Origin of the sequence: Okeania sp. SIO2C9 (assembly GCF_010672455.1) — a bacterium.
Classification (GTDB): domain Bacteria; phylum Cyanobacteriota; class Cyanobacteriia; order Cyanobacteriales; family Microcoleaceae; genus Okeania.
The window spans coordinates 55,247-79,230 of sequence record NZ_JAAHGO010000016.1 but is presented as its reverse complement, the minus strand read 5'-3'; the positions used below and the strand labels follow the sequence as shown (position 1 = coordinate 79,230).

The 23,984-nt window shown below is 33.5% G+C and carries 15 protein-coding genes; 8 read left to right on the top strand and 7 right to left on the bottom strand.

The genetic code is table 11. From position 1 onward, the window contains the following. Positions 1-44: 44 nt before the first annotated feature. Both psb27 and recF read right to left on the bottom strand, forming a co-directional pair. Positions 45-443 carry a photosystem II protein Psb27 gene (gene psb27, locus F6K23_RS15380; RefSeq protein ID WP_293156876.1) on the bottom strand — a complete coding sequence of 133 codons (399 nt, stop codon included), beginning with the start codon at positions 441-443 and terminating at the stop codon, positions 45-47. A 498-nt stretch (positions 444-941) separates the two neighbouring features. Continuing rightward, a complete protein-coding gene (gene recF / locus F6K23_RS15375; RefSeq protein ID WP_293156873.1) occupies positions 942-2,114 on the bottom strand; it encodes a DNA replication/repair protein RecF in 1,173 nt (390 codons plus the stop codon). Between the two features lie 411 nt (positions 2,115-2,525). Here recF and fmt point away from each other — a divergent pair, with 411 nt between their 5' ends. The 6 genes from fmt to F6K23_RS15345 all read left to right on the top strand — a co-directional run bounded on the left by fmt (position 2,526) and on the right by F6K23_RS15345 (position 8,684). After that, positions 2,526-3,527, top strand: a complete 1,002-nt coding sequence (gene fmt / locus F6K23_RS15370; RefSeq protein WP_293156870.1) for a methionyl-tRNA formyltransferase — start codon at positions 2,526-2,528, stop codon at positions 3,525-3,527. A gap of 848 nt (positions 3,528-4,375) precedes the next feature. Beyond that, complete coding sequence (locus tag F6K23_RS15365; RefSeq protein WP_293156867.1) at positions 4,376-6,031, top strand: mechanosensitive ion channel family protein; 1,656 nt, start codon at positions 4,376-4,378, stop codon at positions 6,029-6,031. Between the two features lie 500 nt (positions 6,032-6,531). Continuing rightward, on the top strand, positions 6,532-6,876 hold the full coding sequence (locus F6K23_RS15360) for a cupin domain-containing protein (RefSeq protein ID WP_293156864.1): 345 nt from the start codon (positions 6,532-6,534) through the stop codon (positions 6,874-6,876). A 1,070-nt stretch (positions 6,877-7,946) separates the two neighbouring features. Then, entirely contained in the window at positions 7,947-8,162 is a 216-nt protein-coding gene (locus F6K23_RS15355) for a hypothetical protein (protein ID WP_293156861.1), read from the top strand. A 12-nt stretch (positions 8,163-8,174) separates the two neighbouring features. Then, on the top strand, positions 8,175-8,453 hold the full coding sequence (locus F6K23_RS15350) for a TSUP family transporter (RefSeq protein WP_293157134.1): 279 nt from the start codon (positions 8,175-8,177) through the stop codon (positions 8,451-8,453). Next, positions 8,454-8,684 (top strand): hypothetical protein, encoded by a 231-nt coding sequence (locus tag F6K23_RS15345; protein WP_293156858.1) that lies wholly within the window; start codon positions 8,454-8,456, stop codon positions 8,682-8,684. It abuts the gene before it with no gap. Positions 8,685-8,951: 267 nt separating this feature from the next. Here the strand turns inward: F6K23_RS15345 and lysS are convergent, their stop codons facing one another. Both lysS and F6K23_RS15335 read right to left on the bottom strand, forming a co-directional pair. Continuing rightward, on the bottom strand, positions 8,952-10,094 hold the full coding sequence (gene lysS, locus F6K23_RS15340) for a homocitrate synthase (RefSeq protein WP_293156856.1): 1,143 nt from the start codon (positions 10,092-10,094) through the stop codon (positions 8,952-8,954). 635 nt (positions 10,095-10,729) lie between these two features. Next, positions 10,730-11,302, bottom strand: coding sequence for an AAA family ATPase (locus F6K23_RS15335; RefSeq protein ID WP_293157131.1), 573 nt, complete (start codon positions 11,300-11,302; stop codon positions 10,730-10,732). Positions 11,303-11,645: 343 nt separating this feature from the next. Here F6K23_RS15335 and F6K23_RS15330 point away from each other — a divergent pair, with 343 nt between their 5' ends. Continuing rightward, the gene (locus F6K23_RS15330) at positions 11,646-12,614 is read left to right on the top strand and encodes an acetamidase/formamidase family protein (protein ID WP_293064231.1); all 969 of its coding nucleotides are present in this window, start codon (positions 11,646-11,648) and stop codon (positions 12,612-12,614) included. Positions 12,615-13,781: 1,167 nt separating this feature from the next. Here F6K23_RS15330 and F6K23_RS15325 read toward each other — a convergent pair. Then, positions 13,782-13,910, bottom strand: a complete 129-nt coding sequence (locus F6K23_RS15325) for a hypothetical protein (RefSeq protein ID WP_293064233.1) — start codon at positions 13,908-13,910, stop codon at positions 13,782-13,784. Between the two features lie 543 nt (positions 13,911-14,453). Further along, the gene (locus F6K23_RS15320) at positions 14,454-16,499 is read right to left on the bottom strand and encodes a tetratricopeptide repeat protein (RefSeq protein ID WP_293156853.1); all 2,046 of its coding nucleotides are present in this window, start codon (positions 16,497-16,499) and stop codon (positions 14,454-14,456) included. Positions 16,500-19,835: 3,336 nt separating this feature from the next. Here F6K23_RS15320 and F6K23_RS15315 point away from each other — a divergent pair. Then, positions 19,836-20,972, top strand: coding sequence for a glycosyltransferase (locus F6K23_RS15315; protein WP_293156850.1), 1,137 nt, complete (start codon positions 19,836-19,838; stop codon positions 20,970-20,972). Between the two features lie 928 nt (positions 20,973-21,900). Here F6K23_RS15315 and F6K23_RS15310 read toward each other — a convergent pair. Continuing rightward, positions 21,901-22,920: a tetratricopeptide repeat protein gene (locus tag F6K23_RS15310; RefSeq protein WP_293156847.1), complete on the bottom strand. Its 1,020-nt coding sequence runs from the start codon at positions 22,918-22,920 to the stop codon at positions 21,901-21,903. Between the last annotated feature and the right edge of the window lie 1,064 nt (positions 22,921-23,984).

Sequence of the window (23,984 nt, the reverse complement as noted above, 5' to 3'; positions counted from 1 at the left end):
CAAAGAGAGGTAATTATTAATTATTAATTATTAATTATTAATTATTAAACTCCCCGCTTTAAAGCAAGTTCTACTTGTCTAAATTCTTGACCTAAACGTTTCTTCAATTTTTCAGGCACAGGACGATTTGGATAAGAACTATAATGCCCTGCTAAAGAATTAAGAGCAGTTCGCATAGTAGTAAATGAAGGTAAATTCGATACAGAATTATCACGTCGGTAGCGAGAGGCATAGTCATTAATTATTTGACGTGCTAGTGCTTGAGCTTCTGCCTTACTTTCTGTATTTTCTGGTAACTCAATAGCTGTTTTTAAGGTATTTATTAAAGCTAATGTGTCTTCTTGATAATTTCCACTTAAAGTTGCGGGATTATTAGAACAACCCATCAAACCTATTACACAAACTAAAACTAAGGCTAGTACACGAGAAATAAAACGTTTCATAGAACTTTATTTGCTATGGTAGCTAATTTGTTATTGATTATTTCATAGTATAGTCTAGCTCAATTTGACATTTTAGTGTAGCTATACCGTTTCACGTAAGTCAAAAGTCAAAAGTCAAAAGTCAAAAGTAAGAAGAAAATTATAGTGGTCAATAGGAGTCAACGATTTAGTAAGTATTTATGCTTAATATTTAACTGATGATTTGACTCTTGATCTAATGATGATAATTTATATAGTATAAATATCAGGACTTACGCAAATTGACTGTTAAACCACCATCTGTAGGGGCGAATGGCATTGACTAACGTCAAGCTCCGCTAACGCCCTCACTTGATTTCTTGTCCATGCGTAAGTCCTAAATATCTAAGCAACCTAAGAATTTTATACTAATTTTCATGTTACAAATTGAAGTGCGGAATCTGCGATCGACAAAATATTCTGGTACTACAGTTTTTGATTTTTGTCAAATATCAATTACTTTTGATCGTGGTCAAATAATCAAAAATCCCAGAAATAACTAATTTGCCCCGATCGCACCGAAAGAATTTGAGTATCTTCTAACCACTGACCATCAAAACACCCCAAATGAGTAGTAGTAATCAAAGTTTGAAAACGGTCAGTAATTGCTTCTAACAACTGATTTTGTCGATGCAAATCTAATTCTGCTAACACATCATCTAATAACAACAACGGTGGTTCAGTTACAACCTGCTCAATAAGTTGCAACTCCGCCAACTTCAACGCTAACACCAAAGTGCGCTGCTGTCCTTGAGAAGCATATTGTCGTGCTGGAGTCTCATTAATAGTAAAAGCTACATCATCTCGATGAGGACCTACTACTGTAGTACCTTGATATTGTTCGGCGATCGCCCGTACCTTGATTTTTTCTAAAAAAGCTTGACGCACGCCATCCAAACTATCTTGAATTATCAATTCCTTGCTATCAACCATCACATTCGCCAAATATTCCATCTGCAAAACTTCCATATTTCCAGCGATCGCCCGGTGCCACTCACTCGCTAATGGCGCTAATCTCTGTAAAACACGCTGTCTTCGGCGAATTACCCGCGCTCCAGTAGTTGCCAACTGAGCATCCCACAAAGCTAATTCTTGAGTAGAAATAGAATTTATGGAACCAGTAGTTTCTGCTGCCATTTTCTGTTGGCGAATCTGTTTTAACAAAGCATTCCGTTGGCGCAAAACTTGATTGTACTGTTGCAGAATGTGAGCATAGACAGGTTCGAGTTGTACCAATAGTCGGTCTAACCAGTGACGGCGTACTTCAGGTCCACCCCTGACTAAATCTAAATCTAGACTGGAAAACTGAACCACATTCAGAATGCTTAAAAAGTCTAAATGGCGACGTAAAGTTTCACCATTAATTGCTACAGTGCGTCTACCTTGACTCCGTACAGTTAAAGTCAACTCAATATTGCCAACTTGTCTTTCTAAGTTAGCTTGTACTTGTCCTGCTGGTTTGCCATCTAAAATTAAATCGCGATCGCGACTAACCCGATGAGATTTGAGAGTAGAAAGTAACTCTACTGACTCCAGTAGATTAGATTTACCTTGGGCATTATCTCCCACTAAAATTGTTTTGGCAGCATCAAAATTAACTTTCTGGTCTAGATAGTTCCGAAACTGTCGTAAATGTAAATGTCTAAGGTACATATTCACCGAATAATTAATAATTAATAATTAATAATTAATAATTAAATAATTCAGGTCTAAAGCCTCCCCTTTTAAGGGGAAAAAGCGGTCGAGGGATGGGTTTCCTAACCATATCCAATCGACCAAGAGAAAAGAAAATATTCCTTATATTCAATTCCGTAACGGTTTTAACCAGAGGTAATTATCAATTATCCATTATCCATTATCCATTAATGAACAGGACTCAGGAGTCAGGAGGGAAAAAATTTATCAGGATTTGGTAATGTTGAAGATAGAGAATGTTTTTATACCATTCGTTTTGTAGCTCTATAAAATCTTACTTATAACTTATAACTTCTAACTTCGTTTTGTAACTCTATAAAATCTTACTTTTGACTTTTGACTTTTGACTTTTGACTTCTTAATAATTCTATGAAAATAATATTCTTTGGCACACCCCAATTTGCTGTTCCTACTCTGGAAAAATTATTAACTCGGCCAGAAATTGAAGTTGTGGCAGTTGTTACTCAACCTGATAAGCGACGGGGACGTGGTAATAAACTCATCCCATCTCCAGTTAAGTCATTAGCAGTTTCTCACAGTATCCCTGTTTGGCAACCCCGTCGAGTTAAAAAACATACTGAAACTCTCAATTTATTACGACAAGCACAAGCAGATGTATTTGTGGTAGTTGCTTATGGACAGATTTTGTCTGCGGAAATGTTAGATATGCCTAAGTTGGGTTGTGTAAATGCTCATGGTTCGATTTTGCCTAAGTATCGCGGTGCAGCTCCTATTCAGTGGTCTATTTATCATGGTGAGAAGGAAACAGGTAATACTACGATGTTGATGGATGTGGGGATGGATACGGGTCCAATGTTGTTGAAGAGTATTATTCCTATTGGTTTATTGGATAATGCTGCATCTGTAGCGGAAGTTTTGGCAAAGGATGGGGCTAATTTATTGTGGGAAACTTTGTTGAAGTTGGAGACAGGGGAAATTGAACCTATTGCTCAAGATGATTCTTTGGCAACTTACGCTCCGCTGATTCAAAATTCTGATTATCAAATTGACTGGTCCAGGAGTGCTTTGGAAATTCATAACCAAGTAAGGGGATTTTTTCCTAACTGTGTCACCAGTTTTCGGGGTCAGTCTTTGAAGGTAATGGCAACTGTTCCAGTGGGTGCTGAATATTGGTCGGAGTTGCCACCTGAGTTACAGAAGTTAGAGAAGGTTTGGTCTTCTGAGTCTGAGGTTTCTGGGAGTGTGGGGGAAGTAGTGAAAGTTATTAAGGGTTTGGGACCAGTGCTGCAAACTGGCGCTGGTTGGTTGTTATTGTGGCAGGTTCAGTTGTCAGGAAAGAAGGCGGTTTCTGGTTGGGATTTTGCTAATGGTACTCGTTTGGCCACGGGGGAGAGAATTGCAAGAATTTAGAATTTAGAATTACCTATTCTTGAATTTAGAATTTAGAATTTAGAATTTAGAATTACCTCTTCTTATAAATTTAAGAGGATTGGAGCAAAGGATTTTTTTTCTTCTCTTTGTCTCATGGATATGGCGCAGATTTCCTCGCCATTCCACCCTACGGGAAGCTGCGAAGATAGAACTCCGTTCCGAGATACGCGTTTCGCGTCAGCGTTGCGAAGCAAACGACCGCTGTCTTGGTCGATTGGATATGGCGAGGGGACCTCGCCATCCCTCGACCGCTTTTTTCTCGATGAATGGAGAGACTTTATACCTGAATTTTTCGGTAATTTCAGTTATCAGTTAACAGTCGCTCCTACTAAAGTAAGATGCAAAAAAATACTTAATTTTCTTTTTTTATCCCCTTGAAAGGGGATGCTTGATATATAATCCGGTTATACAGTAATTGCAAAATTACTTCCTCTAAATAGTAGATTTTCTTTTTGAATACGAATTTAAAAATTTAACAGTTCAAATCCTTTCTTGACAACTGATAACTGATAACTGAAGTTACTCCACGCCTCCTGACTCCTGTTTGCGGAGCATTCCGTAGGAAATTTTGACTCCAGACTTTTTAGCAATACGATAACTAATTACCCGGATTCTATATGAGACCTGATGTTCTGGTCATTGGCTGTTAAACTTATCAATTTAAATTATCTTTTCTTTTGCGAGTTTAATACCCCAGCGTCAATGGGGGTACTTAAAATTTTTTTGGGTATGGACCCCATAAACAATTTTCCCTTCTGCCTTCTTCCTTCTTCCTTCTTCAAAGTTTAGTTTCAACTGAAAAAAACGGATAGGAATTAATTTAGACTATGTTGACAATTTTACAATTATTAGACTCTCCAACAATCAATTTATTTCTCTTGATTAAAGAGGAGCTAAATAATTTGATTGGAGGTTTATTAATTTGGACTGTTTTAGCCTTTATTTTATATATAGTGCTATTCTATGGGGCTAGGTTTTTATTTCGGAGGTTTAATAATGAAATAGGAATTTTAACTCTAAATATTTTACAAACTCCTCTGCCGATAATTTTGTTCCTGATTTTTCTCAAAATAGCAATTTATAATTTAGGATCTTTAGGATATTTAGCTCTTATTGAAAGATTATTAACTGCAGCAATTATTGTTATCAGCACTTATTTAGTAGGTGAATTATTTATTCAGGTAGTTGCTTACTACCTCAGTCAGTACGCAGAAAAAACAGAGGTAGAGTGGGATGATGTCTTAGTTCCTATTATTAAAAATACTCTACCAATTATTATATTTTTGATAGGAAGCTTTTTATTTATAGAAACATTAGGAATAGATTTAACTGGGTTATGGGTAGCATTTGGCGGTCTTACATTTGTACTTGGTTTTGCACTGAAAGATATTTTATCTAACTTTTTTAGTGGTTTGGTATTATTGATAGATACGCCATTTCAATTTGGTGATGTTGTTGCTTTGAAGGATGGCTCTATCGCTGTAATTAAATCTGTGGGAATTAGGTTGACAACTTTATATTTGATTGAAAGTCATTGCGATTTATTTATTCCTAACGCAGTTTTAGAAAGTGAAAAGCTGATTAATTTTAGTCGTCCGACTCCAAATTATTACTATACAATTATTATCCCAATCAGAGGTGACTGCGACCCAAATCAAGCTATTAAAATTATTGAAGAAGTTGTGTTGAGTCATCCAGATACTTTAGGAGATATAGATAAAAAGTTGGTGGCTATAGAAAATTTTTACAGGGTAAAAGATCAATTGTTAGATTCACAAGATAATCTTTTATCAAAGAAAGAGTTTGGTCATAAGCGTTTCATAGCAGAGCAAAAATTAAAAATTAAGCTCGCAGAAATAAAACAAGCAATGAAAGATTTGATTAGCAAAATTCAGTTTCTAGAAATGGAAGGACTTGATGGAGGAGAAATTAGAGAAATTCAGGGTTACTATTTGGATATACTTATAAAAGTAGGCTTCAAAATCATCTCTGACAAACCAAGAGGAAAAAGGTTATTATCTTTGAAAGAATCAGAAAATATGGATGAAGATACTCTGATTAGTTTGCTAAGAAGTTGGTATGAAAATTGGCAGGAAGATCCAGATTTAGTTGAGGAAGATAATGAAGTGTTAAAAATTGAATTGGAAAAAAAAATTGGTTTTTTACAGACGAGAATGGATAAATTTTTACAGCAAATTGTTAATGCTAATAATAGTTTTTTAGAAACTAAGTTAGATAACTATGGTGAAGAGTTATGGAAATGGATGGAGGATAGATTTCAAATTTATGCTGCTTGGCAACATCCCAAAATTTGGATGAACAATGTAACCATAGGACGCACTGGAGAAGGCACTATAGATCTGGCTGTAAAGTTTTTTATTGATAATGTAAAATTGGAACAATGTCAGCGTGGTAACCGCATCCGTAGTGAGGTTCATGGAGAAATTGTTAGGCGACTAAGACAGGCTTATTTTTACAGATAAACTACTCAATGACGAACAAATTATGCAGAAATTTGTTCCTTCTTGAGAAAATCAGTTTTGGACTTAAATTTGAATAATTAATACAATTAAGTTGGATGAGAATAGAGTTGTTTTTTTGACCCCTAATTATACTAAATCCGGTTGATAAAGAACCTTTATTTATGAAGCTAAGGAATAAGGTAGAGAGCAGAAGGCAGAAGAATTAGAGAAGAATTTGAAAAACGTGCTTTTGATATCCGGATTTGGTATTACTTGGACTCGAATTGATGAATTGGACGAAGTAAAATTAATATTTTTATAATGAATATTATTAGAGAATTAGGCTAATATACTTTTGTTTATGTTTAGTGTTTTCTGTAAAAAAAATACCTGCGATGGTTGCTAATCAAGAATTGACAGAAAAAATTTATAATTAAAGTCCAGAACTTCAAGCTTTTCAACTCAAAACTCAACTTTTGAGCAAAGGAAGGAGCGACTATACCCTCGCCAAAACTGATTTAATGAGCGTGAGAATTAAATGTTACGCTCAAGGGGGAGAAAATGTTCTACACTCTCATTCTGGAGAGGATCATACTTTTGTAATTTTAGCCGGAAAAGCTAGGTTTTTTGGCAAAGATGGTGAAGTTGGAGTGTTCAGCAGAAACCAAGGTATATTAGTTCCTAGAGGTAGTTTTTACAAGTTTCAAAGTTGTGGAGATGAGCCTCTAGTCATGTTGAGAGTAGGCGCAGAAAAAGAAAAAATTCCAGTTAATCGTATTGGTATTGATGGTAAGTCATTACCAGGAAAATCAAAGGAAAACAAACATGAAGATGGTGTGCCGATAGAAGGGTTATATTATGAATAGTTACTTTCTTAAGTAGCAAGGTTAATCAAGTTTTGAATCAATGAATTTTATTAGTAATTCCTTCTCTAGAAACTACTAAATTTTTATTGGTAGGTTCTGGAGAAGATTATTGATATGAGTATAGAAAATTTAAAACCTTAGATTTTTCTATAGCAATTCCAAATGATTGATCAGGAAGAAGGAAGAGGAAAGAAGCCTTTAGTTATCTAGAACAGAAGACTTAAAAGTCTGAAAAAACTTAAATTTTCTATAGATATTCACCCTTGGGTTTACACAAATGATAAAGCGCGGACATGATATTATTCGGTAAAAAATTTAAGGATATATAAAAACTCTAACACTTAGATTCCTATTCCCTGAACTGGTGTTCCATAAATTCAAATATATTTTTACCGAATAATTAAGGTTTAAAGCCTCTCCTTTAAAGAAGAAACAAGAAAAAACTTTCCTTTGAGTCAATCCTCTTCTTTTCAAGGAGAGGTAATTATTAATAATTAATTATTAATGATTAATTATTAATTGTTGAACAGCAACTGAAACAGAATTCCTATATTCAGAGAATGTGGAAAGAGGACTCTCTCCATAATATAAATTTTAATTTAGCGATGATCTAAGGCTTTTAAAGTGCGGAAATAGTTCCGCAAAAATCTTAGATATGAATGGCAAAATTGTAAATTAATTGATGGCATTTTAGGAGTCAGGTTCAGAATATTAAATTCAAACTTTACCTGAGTTAAAAAAATTTTGTTTTCAGGATTTGAAAATTTTTTACTTCGGCAAAAATAACCTACCATACTATCACGTCAATTGAATACTTATAAATAAGGGGGTATGGAGAGATTTACCTTTGAAGGAAAGGGATTGTTTTTTCCTCCCTTGAGTGGAACGGAGTTCTATCGGGAATGAAACAGTCATCCAATTATCATTCCTTGAGTTGATTTTGAGCTTCTGTAATATTCTTAAAAATCCTTATTTAATCTCCCTTTAATATTGGTAGAATAGTCAAACTTATAAATCAAAAAACACAGCACAAATAATTAGTAGTAAAATTTTATAGATTTTCAAAGAATATGACCTATTTGTGGTTAGCATTAGCAAGTATTGTTGGGTGGTTTGTCAATACCCTAGCAGGTGGCGGTAGTTCATTTCTGTTAATGCCAGTTATTGGTTTATTTTTAGGAGCTTTAGCCATCCCACCAATTATTACAACTGGAGCAATTATTGGTAATCCTGAACGTGCTTTTACTTATCGGCAAAAAATTAACTGGACAGTTATTTTTTGGTAACTACCTGGTGCTATTGTTGGTGCTTGTTTGGGCGCTTTTATGTTGACCCAAATTTCTGTAGGATGGCTGAGTTTTTTAGTAGGATTATTTCTAGTTATTTCTGGGATAAATTTAATTATTAAGAATCAAAACCAATCTTTTACTGTTCGTGCTTGGTATTTTTTACCAGCAGGTTTTATTTATTCTTTTTTGTCCGGCATTATTGGTAGTATGGGACCGATACTTGCACCTTTTTACCTTAATTTTGGCTTGGAAAAAGAGGAACTATTGGGCACTCAAGCAGTTAACTGAATGGTAGTTCATATTGTTAAAGCGATCGCCTACGCCATTTTTGGTACTTTAACTTTGCCTTTGTTTGGATATGGGATACTCATAGGAATAGCTGCTTTTCCTGGTAATTGGTTGGGTAATTTAGTATTAGAAAAAATTAGTCTGCAATTGTTCCCTCAGCTAGTAATTGTTTTTGTACTTTTTAGTGGCGTCTTTATTCTCTGGGAACAAAGGAATATATTAATGTTGTAGTAAATTTGGCAGTAATGCTAAAAAAATTTAACCAATATTTTTCTAAGCACTCAGCTATTAACATTTCCTACGGAATGCTCCGCAAACAGCGTTTCCGTTTGTCATGCTGCGCTTGCCAGATGCATGAATGTAAAGGACTTACTAAGATTAGCTTGTTACCTTTTTCTTTCGGTGCGGAATGCTCCATAAACATCATTTTGAATTATCCTTCTAAGATAATAAGATAATAAGTTAATAACTGATAACTGATAACTGACTGTTGAATGCTTACATATTTTTTTGGGATGATAACAAAATTTTATCCACATTTTCTAAGGTCATTTTTTGTCGGTCGGCTAAATTTTTAATTGTTTGAGTAATAGCTTGAATTTGGAAGTTGTCTAAATTCAGACCGAGTTGAAGAGCACGATGGGCAATACTATTTTTACCTGTAAGTTTATGATTAATTAAAATTGACCGATTCAAATCAAAATCAGCGGGATTTATTGCTTCATAAGTTCTAGAATTATTGAGAACTGCTTTAGTGTGAACTCCTGCTTTATGATTAAAAGCTGCTTCTCCTACAATACAATGATTAAAAGGAATAGAAAGTTCAATTTTTTCCGCTACTAATTGATTTAATTTATGAAGATAAGGCAGATAATATTTATTATTTAAAGCTTCTGGTTCGAGGGTATAAAGACGAGCAATTAATCCAGCTAAAGGAGTAATACCATTACGCTCACCAATCCCTAAAACAGTTGTATCAATATGAGTAGCCCCCGCTTCAAAAGCAGTAAAACTATTAGCAATTGCACAACCTGTATCATTATGACCGTGAAATTCTATATCCTCACAAAAGCATTGTCTCATCTTTTGAATTAGTTGATAAACCTGGTGGGGAGTGGCTATTCCTACTGTATCAGCTACTCCAAAACGACTGACTATTCCTAATTTATTAATTGCTAAATAGACTCGCAGTAAATCTGAAAGGGAGCTACGGAATGAATCTTCAGTAGAAAAACGCAATTCTGCTTGAGGATTTTTTTGATGAATAAAAGTGATAACTTCTGTAGCTATATCAATAATTTCTTCAATACTTTTACGATGACCAAATTGACGTAAAATTTGTGAAGTACTGATAAACAGATTCATGCCATCTACACCTGTATCAAGGGCTATTTTTGCATCTTCTAGATGGCAACGAATGTGGGTGACAACTTTAGCTTGTAAACCTAATTGGACTAATTTTTGACAATCTTGATAGGATTGAGGAGAAGCTCTCGGAGAAGTAACTTCTATGTATTCTACTCCAAATTGATCTAATCCTCTAGCTATTTCAATTTTATCACTCGTAGAAAAGTTAGATTTAAAAAATTGTTCTCCTTCTCGCAGAGTAGAATCAACTATCGCTAATTTACTTAATAGCATTTTTTTAGTTTAGACATAATTCTATAATTTTCAGCTAAACATATTGGAGGAATTATGGTTAGTATGATTAATTACAATTTATGTCACAAAAAAATGCTATATGTTAAAGGTATTTAAGAATATTTAAGAACATTTAAGTTATTGTTAAAGCAGAAGGAAGAAGGAAGAGGGAAGAAGGAAGAGGGAAGAAGGGAAAATCTTCCGTTGTATGAGTTTTAGGCTTTTTATACGTCCTAATCTTTGCTTCGACTAGCTAGCAAAGCAATCTTATTTGGGTGCATCTCAATGCATGAATAAAGCCAAAAATTTATCGTTTTTAGGGAACAGTTCCGGAAGGGAATATATAGGAAAAAAGTATTTTTGCACATAAGAGATGCACATAAGAGAGAGTCTTGTTGCTGATAGCTGATAGCTAATAGCTGTTTGCGCAGCATTCCGCAGGAAATGCTTACATAGTAGGAAACTTAAACCCTCGAATTTTTAAGTAATAAGTAAGCAAGAATTTTTTGAGTTATTTGTTGAGGTGAAAACCTAGTAGTATCTAAAAGAAAAGTTCGCTCAGGGACAATTGCCTGTAAAGCTGTTTTTGTTGCTTCCGAATTGTAATTTCTGCTCTCCTCAACCAGAATATTTAATCATTCATAAACATCTACAGAATTATATAGTCCTCTTTCCAGTAGAGTTAAAATTTCCTGCTCTTCATCAAAGGTAAATAAATTGGATGCTTCAGATATACCAAAATCAGAAAAACCCATAATTTTTTTGGAATTAACTACTTCATCATCTGGATATTTTGTGATTCTATCGAAAGCATCATTTCTAGTTAAAAGACGTTTTAAGCGAACTGATAATGGGGCATCCAAAATTATAAATTTAGCTTTTTTCAAAGTATTAGCAGCATAAGTAACTTCATTTTTTCCTCGCAAACCATCAAAAATTAATGGATGATTGATTAAAGAGGGGTTAACTTGTAACTGGGCTAAAATATGACCCATACCACCAGGAAAACTTTTTTGATACTGGCGAGTATATTTGAAGCGGTCTATACGACAAATTGTTTGAACATTTTGCTCGTTTGTTGCTGTAATATGAGGAATAATTAATTTTGTTGTTAGGGTGCGTCGATTTGGAAGTAAAGTGAAATTTAATCCTGATTCAGTTAATGTATTAATGACTGTACTTTTCCCTACACCAGTTAAACCTACAATAATTACTAGAGCTTCATTTTTGATAGATACCCAATCTTGAGGTAAGGTTACACCAATACCAGGGCTATTTTATTCTAAACTGTGACATTTTATGTATTGACGAAACCACCTTATTTTAAGCTTTAGGAAATTTATCTTTCGCTGTCTGAAAATCAATAAATTCATTGCCAAAATCTAGAATGAAATGACCCTGCACCAAGACCAATTCCTGGCTGTAACTATTTAAAAGTTTAATTAATTTTAGTTATAATTTTAATCATTTTAACTGGAGTTTATAAAATTTTGAAATAATTTTACTTAGATATGTATTATATACGATAAATATTAAAAAAAAATAAATAAGATGAGTAAGCACATTTTAAAAGCTCGATGTAACACTGTTCATTTAGGAGGTTTTTCCCATAAACTAGAACCAGCATTAATCGTTAATTCTGGCGATCGCATAGATGTAGAAACTTACACGGGTTATTATCTTTACGACAAAGCACCTAGAGAATTTCTCACTCCAGAATTTCTAGAAATTTGTCACAATTTACCAGCAGAAAGAAAAGTTAGTGTTGGTCCTCATTTATTAACCGGACCAATATATATTAATGATGCTAAACCAGGAGATGTATTGGAAATTATTCTGGAAAATATTTACCCTAGTTTACCAATAGGATTTAATTCAATTCGTCCGGGATGGGGTGCATTACCTGAACAATTTACGGAACCAAGACTAAACTTTATTCCACTAGATTTAGAAAAAAAGATAGCTGAATTTCCTCTTAATAGTGGGATAAAAATTCCACTTCAACCATTTTTTGGAATTCTCGGAGTTGCTACAGAAAATACTCAACGTTCATCTATTCCTCCTGGTATTTATGGGGGAAATATTGACTGCCGAGAATTACAGGTTGGTTCGCGAATTTTTTTACCTGTTTTTGTGCCTGGTGGTTTATTTTCTATTGGTGATGGTCATTCTGCACAGGGGGATGGAGAAATAAATGTAACGGCTATTGAAACTTCAATGAATGGTACTATTCAGATTAAAGTTAGGCAAGATTTACAATTAATTTTTCCCATGGCAGAAACATCTACTGATATTATTTCGTTTGGTTTTGGTAATACTTTGGATGTTGCTTTTGAATTAGCTTTAAAGCAAATGATTAGTTGGTTAGAAAATTTTGTTGGGTTGAGTGCTGAGGATGCTTATATTCTTTGTTCTATTGCTGTAAATTTTCACATTACTCAAGTTGTGAATCATCCTCATAAAGGAGTTCATGGAATGTTACGAAAATCAATATTACCTACAACAAACTCTATCATGTAGAAGAAATTATCTTAAAAAGCTGAATGCTAATAGCTGTTTATATAGCACAAAAAAGAAGCAAGATTTTTCCGGTGTTGCTGAGTGGTAATGATTTTTAGATTAAGTATCAACGCAAAATATATGTTCTTCAATTGTTGAATAAAAAGTCATGTACAGGGGCGAGCAACACCCAATGATTACATACTATCACGATTTTTTTGAGGATGCAAGGAGAAATACCTTGCCGTTTTTTTGAGCTTCACAAAATGATAATTTTTCTTTGTTTGTGAATAATAGCGTTGGCGGAGCAAGTGCGGTAGCTACATCGCTTCTACATGAATAATATTGATACTGTTGATGGGGCAGGCAAATTTGGCGATAGGTACTTATTTCTCAGGGTGCTTCCCAGGATGATGATTTTTCTTTGTTTTGGTGTGTGAGTATCTTTTCTATATGTATTTAGTGGCGAAATGCTGTTTTTGCGTTGAATAAAAAGTCATGCGTAGGGGCGAGTTGCACCTAATGATTACATACTATCACCATTTTTTTGGGGATGCAATGGGAAATCCCTTGCCGTTTTTTGAGCTTCACAGAATGATGATTTTTCTTTGGTTGTGAATATAGCGTTGGCGGAGCAAGTGCGGTAGCTACATCGCTTCTACATGAATAATATCGATACTGTTGATGAGGTGAAAATTTTTCCTCTCGCCATTCTCGCCACTTCTTGATCTGAGTGCTTCACAGGATAATAATTTTTCTGGTGCTTTGGTGTGTGAGTATCTTTTCTATATGTATTTAGTGGCGAAATGCTGTTTTTGCGTTGAATAAAAAGTCATACATAGGGGCGAATGACACCCAATGATTACATACTATCACCATTTTTTTGGGGATGCAATGGGAAATACCTTGCCGTTTTTTTGAGCTTCACAGAATGATGATTTTTCTTTGGTTGTGAATATAGCGTTGGCGGAGCAAGTGCGGTAGCTACATCGCTTCTACATGAATAATATCGATACTGTTGATGAGGTGAAAAATTTAGCGATCGCTACTTCTTTATCTGAATGCTTCACAGGATGATGACTTTTCTGGTGCTTTGGTGTCTCAGTATCCCTTATATATATTCAGTGGGAATATGCTGTTTTTGCGTTGAATAAAAAGTCATGCGTAGGGGCGAGCAACACCCAACGATTACATACTATCATAATTTTTTTGAGGATGCAAGGGGAAATACCTTGCCGTTTTTTTGAGCTTCACAAAATGATAGTTTTCTGGATTTGTGAATATAGCGATCGCCACTTCTTGATCTGAGTGCTTCACCGGATGATAATTGTTCTGGTGCTTTGGTGTCTAAGTATCCCTTCTATATGTATTCAGTAACGAAATGCTGTTTTTGCGTTGAATAAAAAGTCATGCGTAGGGGCGAGTTGCACCTAATGATTACATACTATCATAATTTTTTGGAGATGCAAGGGGAAAAGCCTTATCGTTTTTTTGGAGCTTCATACAATGCAAATTAATCATCCGTGTATCCGTGGCCAAATCCTGATCTAGCAGTTGCTCAAATGTAATGGTAAGTAGCTGAAGGTAATTTCAGTTATCAGTACCTCTGCAATAAGGAGACTTTAAATCTGGAATATTTTCTTTTCTCTTGATTGATTGGATATGGCGAGGAGACCTCGCCATCCCTCAACCGCTTTTTATCCCCTTAAAAAGGGAAGCGCATACCCACAATTTTTCGGTAAAATTGAAAAACTTATGTTTTGCGTTGATACTTAATCTAAAAATCATTACCACTCAGCAATGCCATTTTTCCTTCTTCCTTTTTCCTTTTTTCTTCTTCCTTGTGCCATAAATCATAATCTAGTTATCTGTTTTAACTTTTTTGCCATTTAGTAGAGCAAGAGGATGAACTTTCTTGCTATGACTAAGTTTTTTATCTTGATGACTACTTAAATCTAAATTGCCTTGTGATAATGGTTTATTTTTTCCAATTAAAACTTTTTCCCCTTGTAATTCTGACATTAATATATTGCATTTACGCTGAAATTCTGAGTCATCTGGATTAATAGCAAGAGCGTCCTCGTAACAAACCAAAGCTTCTTTATAACGTTTGAGTTTTTCTAAAACAATACCTTTTTTTTCCCAAGCTTCAAAACAATTATTTTTAATAGAAATAGCATAATTACAACAACTAAGAACTTCCTCATACTTTTCCAATTTCAATAATGCTTCTGCTTTACCCATAAATGCTTGATAACATTGGGAGTTAATTTTAATTGCTTGTTCAAAAGAAGTAACTGCTTCTTCATATTTTTCTAAAGCATTTAAAGCCATGCCTCGATTATGCCAAACTTCATAATCATCTGGCATCAACTTAATAGCTCTATCGTAGGAATTAACTGCTTCTTCATATCTTTCTAATTGCCATAATAAAGCCCCCTTGTTGTACCAAATTTCATATTTTTCTGGCTTAATTTCCAATGCTCGATTATAAGAATCAATTGCTTCAGCAAAAGATTGTAATTTCCCCAATAAATTACCTCGATTATACCAAGCTTCATATTTATTTGGTTGAATTTTTAATGCCCGCTCAAAAGTAGCGATCGCCTCTTCATAGCGCTGTAGTTTTCCAAGTAGAGCGCCTAAGTTATGTAAAATATCAACATTTTTAGGCTGAATTAAAAGAGCTTGTTCATAAGCAATAAGTGCTTCATTATATTGTTGTAATTTTCTGAGTAAAATACCTTTATTTAGCCAAATAGTTACATTATCTGGCTGAAAAGAAAGAGCTTTATCATAAGAATCTAATGCCTCAGTGTAACTTTGCATTCTTACCAAAACATTGCCACGATTAAACCAATATTCAAATTTATCATAATCAAGAGAAAGAGCTTTATCGTAAGAAGTCAATGCTTCAGGATAGCGCTGCAATTTTACAAAGACATTACCGCGATTAAACCAAGCTTGACTTAAATCATAATTCAGAGAAATAGCTTTTTCAAAAATTGCTAAAGCTCGATTATACTTACCCTCAGAAAACAGTTTTTCCCCTTGTTTCAAATAATCATCAGCGACCGTAGTAATTTCTTTGTCAAAATATTTTGATTTCTGAGTATTTTCAATATATTTAGCTTCTGAATTTACAGAAGAGTTAATGTCTTGAATAGCCTGATGTTTTGCTTCTTGAGTGTCAGAAATAATCATTTGTAGCTGCATCAAAAACTGAGACTTAAAAGTTTCTATTTGTTCAACGGAAGATTTTGAATTTTTCGCTTCTTGACTAATGAACTCAATAGACTTTTTTGCAGCGACTATATGATTTTCTAATTCTGTAACTAATGTTTGAGATTGATTCAAATTTAATTCTAATTCACCGATCTTTTTTAACCGCTGATTAACTTGGCTAATCAATTCTTTAATTATCAACCTTCTGACTAACCAAAAAAAGCTAATAGTTACAGGAGGAAATAAAGTTGCAACTAATAATAAAGTATTCAATATAGTGATAGTAGAATTGAGGTTGAGACTAGGTTCATCTTCTCCCTCTGTTTGTAAAGCAATTTGAGAAGTAACCTGTGGGAGTTGAGAACTATTTTTAGTAGTAAATTCTGCTATTTTTCCCAGCCAACTCTCATTTAAAACTTCTCTAATTTGAGCTATATTCGGAGTCGATAAAGCAGTTATAAATTTAGGAGTGTTAGGAGCTTGACTAAGTAAAATTTCTGGAGGACTAATTAATTGAGTAGATGGCAAACTACTAATATTAGTAGAGTCAGTAAAATTGCTAGTTTCTGGTACATTTATCTGAGGGTAGGAATTAATATTAGGATTAGCTTTTGCTTCAGCAGTTAAATTTTGGGAACTGAGAGCAGCAAGGGTTAAGACTGCTGTTTTAGAAATACGCATATTTTGCCTATTTTATCTATATATATATATTAGTTTTTATTGGAACAGATTCTATTTAAGTACAGGTGCAGTGTTTTATTTCTGTAGAGGAGAAAAATTGATTACCTGAGTTAACCATAGAGTCTACTTGTCTATTACAAGAGTTTATTGTACTAACCGGGAAATTTATTTACCAATCAGAATAATGATGGAGGAGTCAGTCCTCAGGAGTCAGTACTCAGGAGGGAAGAAAGAAGCAAGAATAAAAAAGCAAGAATAAAAAAGCAAGAAAGAATCAAGAGGAGGAAAAAGAGAAAGTTTTTTTATCACGCTCTTATCTGGACATGATATTAGTTATCTAGGAGAGAAGGAAGGAGGTTAATGATTGATATTCCGTTGTTTCTCCTATTCTATTTAAGTACAGATGCACTACCGTTTATTTCTGTGGAGGAGAAAAATTGACTACCTGAGTCAACCATAGAGTTTACTTGTCTATTACAAGAGTTTATTGTAGTAACCCATAAATTTATTTATCAATCAGAATTCAGTAGAGAAAATCAGTTAAGTTTATTCATCAAAATTAGTGGAAGTAATCAAATTTCAATTAGTAAGCTTCTACGCAGTTAAATTTAATAAATTGATATTCCGTTGTTTTTCCTATTCTATTTAAGTACAGATGCACTACCGTTTATTTCTGTGGAGGAGAGAAATTGACTACCTGAGTCAACCATAGAGTTTACTTGTCTATTACAAGAGTTTATTGTAGTAACCCATAAATTTATTTACCCAGAATTCAGTAGAGAAAATCAGTTAAGTTTATTCATCAAAATTAGTGGAAGTAATCAAATTTCAATTGGTCAGCTTCTACGCAGTTAAATTTAATAAATTTTATTGCTTTTATCCCAGAAGTAAAAAGGTAAAAGACGTTTAGTTATCTAGGAGAGAAGGAAGGAGGTTAATGATTGATATTCCGTTGTTTTTCCTATTCTATTTAAGTACAGATGCACTACCGTTTATTTCTGTGGAGGAGAAAAATTGACTACCTGAGTCAACCATAGAGTTTACTTGTCTATTACAAGAGTTTATTGTAGTAACCCATAAATTTATTTACCCAGAATTCAGTAGAGAAAATCAGTTAAGTTTATTCATCAAAATTAGTGGAAGTAATCAAATTTCAATTGGTCAGCTTCTACGCAGTTAAATTTAATAAATTTTATTGCTTTTATCCCAGAAGTAAAAAGGTAAAAGACGTTTAGTTATCTAGGAGAGAAGGAAGGAGGTTAATGATTGATATTCCGTTGTTTTTCCTATTCTATTTAAGTACAGATGCACTACCGTTATTTCTGTGGAGGAGAAAAATTGACTACCTGAGTCAACCATAGAGTTTACTTGTCTATTACAAGAGTTTATTGTAGTAACCCGGAAATTTATTTATCAATCAGAATTCAGTAGAGAAAATCAGTTAAGTTTATTCATCAAAATTAGTGGAAGTAATCAAATTTCAACTTGTAAGTAGATAGGTCTAATTAAACGTTAAAAAAATTGTCGGGGCAGGTTTAACTGAAAGCTTTGAATTCAGCGCTATAGAGTTCTAAAAATCCGCCTTCTAATATTGCGTTTATTTATGTTCATCTATTTAAGCTTCTACACAGTTAAATTTATTTACTTTTATAGCAGAAGTCATTTCAGTTATCAGTTATCAGTACCTCTGTAATAAGGAGGCTTGACATCAGGAATATTCTCTTTTTTTATCCTCTTAAAAGAGGAGGTTTTAGACCACAATTTATCGGTAAAAAGGCATTTAGTTATCTAGGAGAAAAGGAAAAAGGTTAATTATTAATATTCCGTTGTTTATCCTACGGAGTTACACAAAAAGATATTCCGTAACTCAAAAGTAGTAAGCACCTACGCAAAATTAATTACACATTTTTGACAATCTTTGTCTAGCACTTTTTTTGAGATAGTTAAGAAAGCTTGGACAGTTTTCGAGTTTCATCAACTTTAATTCACTCATAGTTAATAAATTTCCAAATAATTTCGATTAAGTTGTGCTTGGGTGATTCATTTCAGTTATCAGTTATCAGTTATCAGTTATCAGTTATCAGTACCTCTGCAATAAGGAGTCTTGACATAAAGGAATATACTCTTTTTTTTACCTCTTTAAAAGGGTCGGCGCATACCCACAATTTTTCGGTAAGTTGGACACCAAAATATCTCTAATTTTTTTCTTTCCATTCTGATAATTTATCGCTCATTTTATCCCTCGTATAGATGGAAGCTCTATCCATAACTACAGAGCAATAATTTAGGTAAATATTGACTAAACTTATTTCAAAAATTTATGACAATTTTACTGTCAATTACTCCCTGATGTATTTCGGAATTTAGTTAATTTTTACATCATACATAGAGCTGCTGTCTCTCACTTGAGAAAATTTACTTTGGAAACTTATTCTTTCTAAAAGTTTTTTCGTCTCCATATTTAATTCTCAACATGAATCTCATATAAATCAGCATTTTGCTTCCTTTTATATAAGGATATATTTTAATAACAAAAATAGGAAATTCATTTTGTGTGCCTGCTTAATGGTAGTTGCTATATTTTTAAGTTTACGTTTCCACTTATCACCAATAACAAGAATAATTAAAATAACTTAGCCACACTCCCATTTGCAGTAACTCAAAATATCTCATGGCAATTGAAAAAAGTTGGCTCTAAATTGTGATAATTTATAATTCAGGAATAATAATAAGTTCTCATGCCAAATTATTTGTATATAATTTCATCTCTAAGTTTGACAGAGTGAGAAGTTAATACATAATTAATTTTGCTTAAATACTTAATTTAGGAATTAGAATACATGGTTTAATCAAATTAATTTTAAATGTTTATTATCTATTTTTTCTATATTGGTAACTATTTTAATTTATTAGTGACAAATATAAGGCTTTATTTTGAGTTTGACATACATCAAAATAAGGTTTTTCAATCACTTTTATTATCTTTTCTGTAGTGGGTTTAATACCCCACCCTCATTTCAGTTATCAGTTATCAGTACCTCCTATTAAAGTCAGAGGCTTGAAATAGCGTTTATGCAGTAAAAAACCTTTACAGTTCACTATTTCCTGTTCCCTATTCCTTATTCCCTAGCGCGTAGCGCTATATAAACCTAACTTATACCAATTCACTTTAAATTCATTTTAAAAATGTCACAAATAGTTTCAAACTTTAAATGTTAAATAATTTCCTGAAATTACTGTATCATCAAAGTTTTGTAGCTCTATAAAATCTTAATGCATGACTTTTTACTTCCGTGAAACGGTATTAGTATTACTTCAAAATTAATATTAAATTAAATGCTTATCAATCATTGTCCTCAAGTTACCGTTTGTTTACCTACTTATAACTCTGGAGAATTTCTGACTCAAGCAATAGATAGTGTTCTTCAACAAACATTTACAGATTTTGAGTTAATTATTTCTGATGATTGTTCTACCGATAATACTCCAGAAATTATTAAAAATTATCTCCATAAAGATAATAGAATTAGATACTTGAGAAATTCAAAAAATTTAGGACTGTTTACTAATTGGAATCAGTGCTTAGAAAGTGCTAATGGTGAATATATTACTATCTTTGCTCAGGATGATGTGATGTTGCCAAAAAATTTAGAGCAAAAGGTAAAAATTTTGGATAAATACCAAAATATAGGTTTAGTTACTTCATCTGTTATGGTGGTTGACGCTAATAATAATCATCTCAATTGGAATTGGGCAAATTATGCTGAAGATAAATTGGTGAATGGTAAGGAATGGGTGAGGAATATTTTGGGAGAAGCTAATCCTATTTGTTGCCCGTTTGTATTAATGAGAAGACAGGTTTTAGAGGAAGTAGGCGGGAAATTTAATGAGAATTATGCTTATGCTGCAGATTTAGAATTATGGTTGAGAATTGCTTTGGTTGCTGACTTATATTTCGTCAAAGAAATATTGGGATATTATCGATGGCATGAAAGAAATAAAACTCATAGTTTTGATGATTTTTATCAGGTGAAAGAACATTTACAAATTTCTAGCGATTTAATTGATAGTTTAAATTTATCGGACTCAGAATTAAATGATTGGGAAAGTGAAGTGTTATCTCGAACTGTTAAATGGGTGAGTTTTTATCGAATTTATCATCATCTGGAAAAGGGAAATTTTGATGAGGCATTTAAGTTATGCGAGTTGCTGGAAAATTGGCGGAGTAAGTCGGGAAAATTAAGTATTTCTGTGCAGGAGTTAGGCACTAGGATACAAAAAAATTTACAAGCAAATTCTCGCCTAAAGTTTGAGGTAGATGAATATAGGGACTGGGTTAAAAATATTGAGAATAAAAACTCGGTTTTAGAGATGAAAATTAATCAGTTAAATGATGAAAAAAAATGGCTAGAATCTCAAATTAAAGCTTGGATGCAAACTGCACAAAAATATTATCAAGAAAATAGGAAATAGCAGAGCGGGGGAGTGGGGGAGTGAGGGAGTAGGTAGGGACGCCCTTATGCAACGTCCCTACAGTAAACATAATAATAATTAATATGCTCCTAGGGTGCTAATTATCAAAAAGGTGATTATATTTGTGTCAATTACTTAATATATTGAAGTGCTGCCTAAGTTAAGTATTGTCGAAGGAAAGGTTATTTCTTAGGAGTCAGGAGTCAGGAGTAAGAATGAATAGTTTTAATACCATTTATTAGGCCATAATTTATCTTTGGTAGTCCTGTATCGTAATGGTGAATGGTGGCTGAAATGCTTGCTATACCGTTACCGAAAAAATTACAATGCACCACTACCTTATCTTTTTCTCTTGGTACGCTACCAGATGCGACTGGCGTCGTCGCGGGGTCGCACCGCTTAGTTCAAGGGACATCTTCTGCACCTGTCTTTTAATCATGCTTATTATTCGTAATATTCTTTTTTCACCCATGGTATTAGGACATATCAAAAGCTTAAAATTCAGACAAAGCAATATTTTTCCCTCTTCCTTCTTCCTTCTTTCCTCTTCCTTCTTCAGTTTAAAATTCAGACAAAGCAATATTTTTCCCTCTTCCTTCTTCCCTCTTCCTTCTTCCCTCTTCAGCTTAAAATTTAGACAAAGCAATATTTTTCCCTCTTCCTTCTTCCCTCTTCCTCCTTACTTCTTCAGCTTAAAATTTAGACAAAGTAGTATTTTTCCCTCTTCCCTCTTCCTTCTTACTTCTTCAGCTTAAAATTTAGACAAAGCAGTATTTTTCCCTCTTCCTTCTTACTTCTTCAGCTTAAAATTTAGACAAAGCAGTATTTTTCCTTCTTCCTTCTTCTTTTTTCAGCTTAAAATTCAGACAAAGCAATATTTTTCCCTCTTCCTTCTTCCCTCTTCCTTCTTACTTCTTATTTCTTCAGCTTAAAACTCAGACAAAGCAATATTTTTTCCTCTTCCTTCTTCCTTCTTCCTTCTTCCTTCTAATTCAATAAAACGACTATAAGCTACACTTGCTTCATCTATTTTTCCCTGCTTTGCTAAAGCATCTCCTAAATTTTTATGAAATAAAGGTGAGGTGGGATTGAGATTGATTGCTTGCTCAAAAACATAAATTGCTTCTTCTAATTCCCCTACTTTTGTTAAAGCTTCTCCTAAATAGTTGTAAGCTAAATCTGAGTTGGGATTAATTTCAATAGTACGACGGTAAGAGGCGATCGCTTCTGACCATCTTTCTTTTATTGCCAAAACTATTCCTAAATTTAGATAAATATCTGGATTATTTTTCTCTATTTCTAAGGCAAGTTTATATTCATAAATTGCTTGCTGAATATTGCCTTGCTCTGTCAATATTTTGCCTAAATTAAAATGAATTTCGGGATTTTCTGGTTCCGTGATTAGGGCAATTTGATAAAAAATAATTGCAGAGCCTAATTTATTTTTTCTAAATAATATATTAGCTAAACGACGGCATATTTCTGGATTATAGGGTTGAATTTCTAAGATTTTATGATAGTTACTTTCATTCTGAGGATTGTAATCTATTGCTTGACGATAATAACTCAATGCTGCTGTTAAATTATCCTGATAACGCTGCTTAAAAATATCCCCCAAACTTTCATATACTTCTGTTAAATTTGGTTGTAATTTTATAGCTTTTTGGTAACAAGCGATCGCTTCATCCCACTGCTTTTGTCGAGAGTATAAATTACCAATCATTTTGTATAATTCAGCTAAATTTGGCTGAATTTGTAATGCCTTAATACACCAATTAATTGCAGCTTTGAAATTACCTTGAGTTTCTAAAGCATTTCCCACGGTCTGATAAGCTGGAATAAAATCTGGTTTTACCTCTATAATTTGATGACACAGAGCGATCGCTCTATCAATTTTACCTTGGGCCAAATATTCTCTGGCTTTTTGGTGTTCTTCTACTACATTCACAGTTCAGTATAGATTTTTTCATACTTGACTATATTAAGCTAAAGTATGTTGTAAATTCAAAGATTATTTATCAAACAAATATCAGACAATATTTTGTACTATGTTGGTTTTTGTTAGATATCTAGTTAACAATATATTTTGGGTGCATCTAAATTTTGAATAAAGCCAAAAAATTATCGCTTTTAGGCAACAGGTAACAGCTCCGAAAGGCAACAGGAAATATATAGGAAATATTTTTGCACATAAGAGATGCACCCTATATTTTGGAGAGTATATCTAGTTAATACTTTTGCTAGTAATTTTCTCAATATTGAGAGATATCCAGAGAATATAAACTCAAAAAATATGCTTAACTTTACCGAAAAATTCGGTCTAAAGCCTTCCCTTTTAAAGGGATAAAAAGTGGTCGAGAGATGGCGAGGAAATTTCGCCATCTTTAATCGACCAAGAGAAGAAAAATTTTTCCTTTGAGTCAATCCTCTTCTTTTCAAAGAGAGGTAATTATTAATTAGGGTTTGCTGAATAAAGTATGAGTGGTAGGGGTAAGAGATAACCCACCCCTAACCCCTCTCAGGAGGGGAAGACAACTATACTGGAGAAATGGAAATTATAGAGGAGGTAGTCATAAAAATTGTATGAGTGATTTTTCTCCCATAATCATCCCAAAATACTAGCTTTATGCAGCTCTTTCGACCGAAAAGCTTGCACCTTTTTTAGATCCTTTAAAGGCTGAAACCAATATATGTCACTGTTTTGATATTTAATCAGCAGAGCAATAATTAGGGTTTGCGTATGGAAAGTCTTTTTGCTGTTTGTAGGAGACAGGAGACAGGAGGAACTGGGAATTTAGAGGAAGTAGCAGTAAGAATTGTCCCTTAATTTTTCTGCCCAACTATGCGCCTAAAATATGCTCCTTTTTGAGCGTGAAGAGCTGAAAACCAGGTACTTTTTTCGACCTCAAAAAGGCTAAAATCTTTATATGTCAATGCTTTTAGATTTAATCAGCAAGCCCTAATTATTAATTATTAATTATTAATTATTAAGAGGAACCTATTTATTTTTTC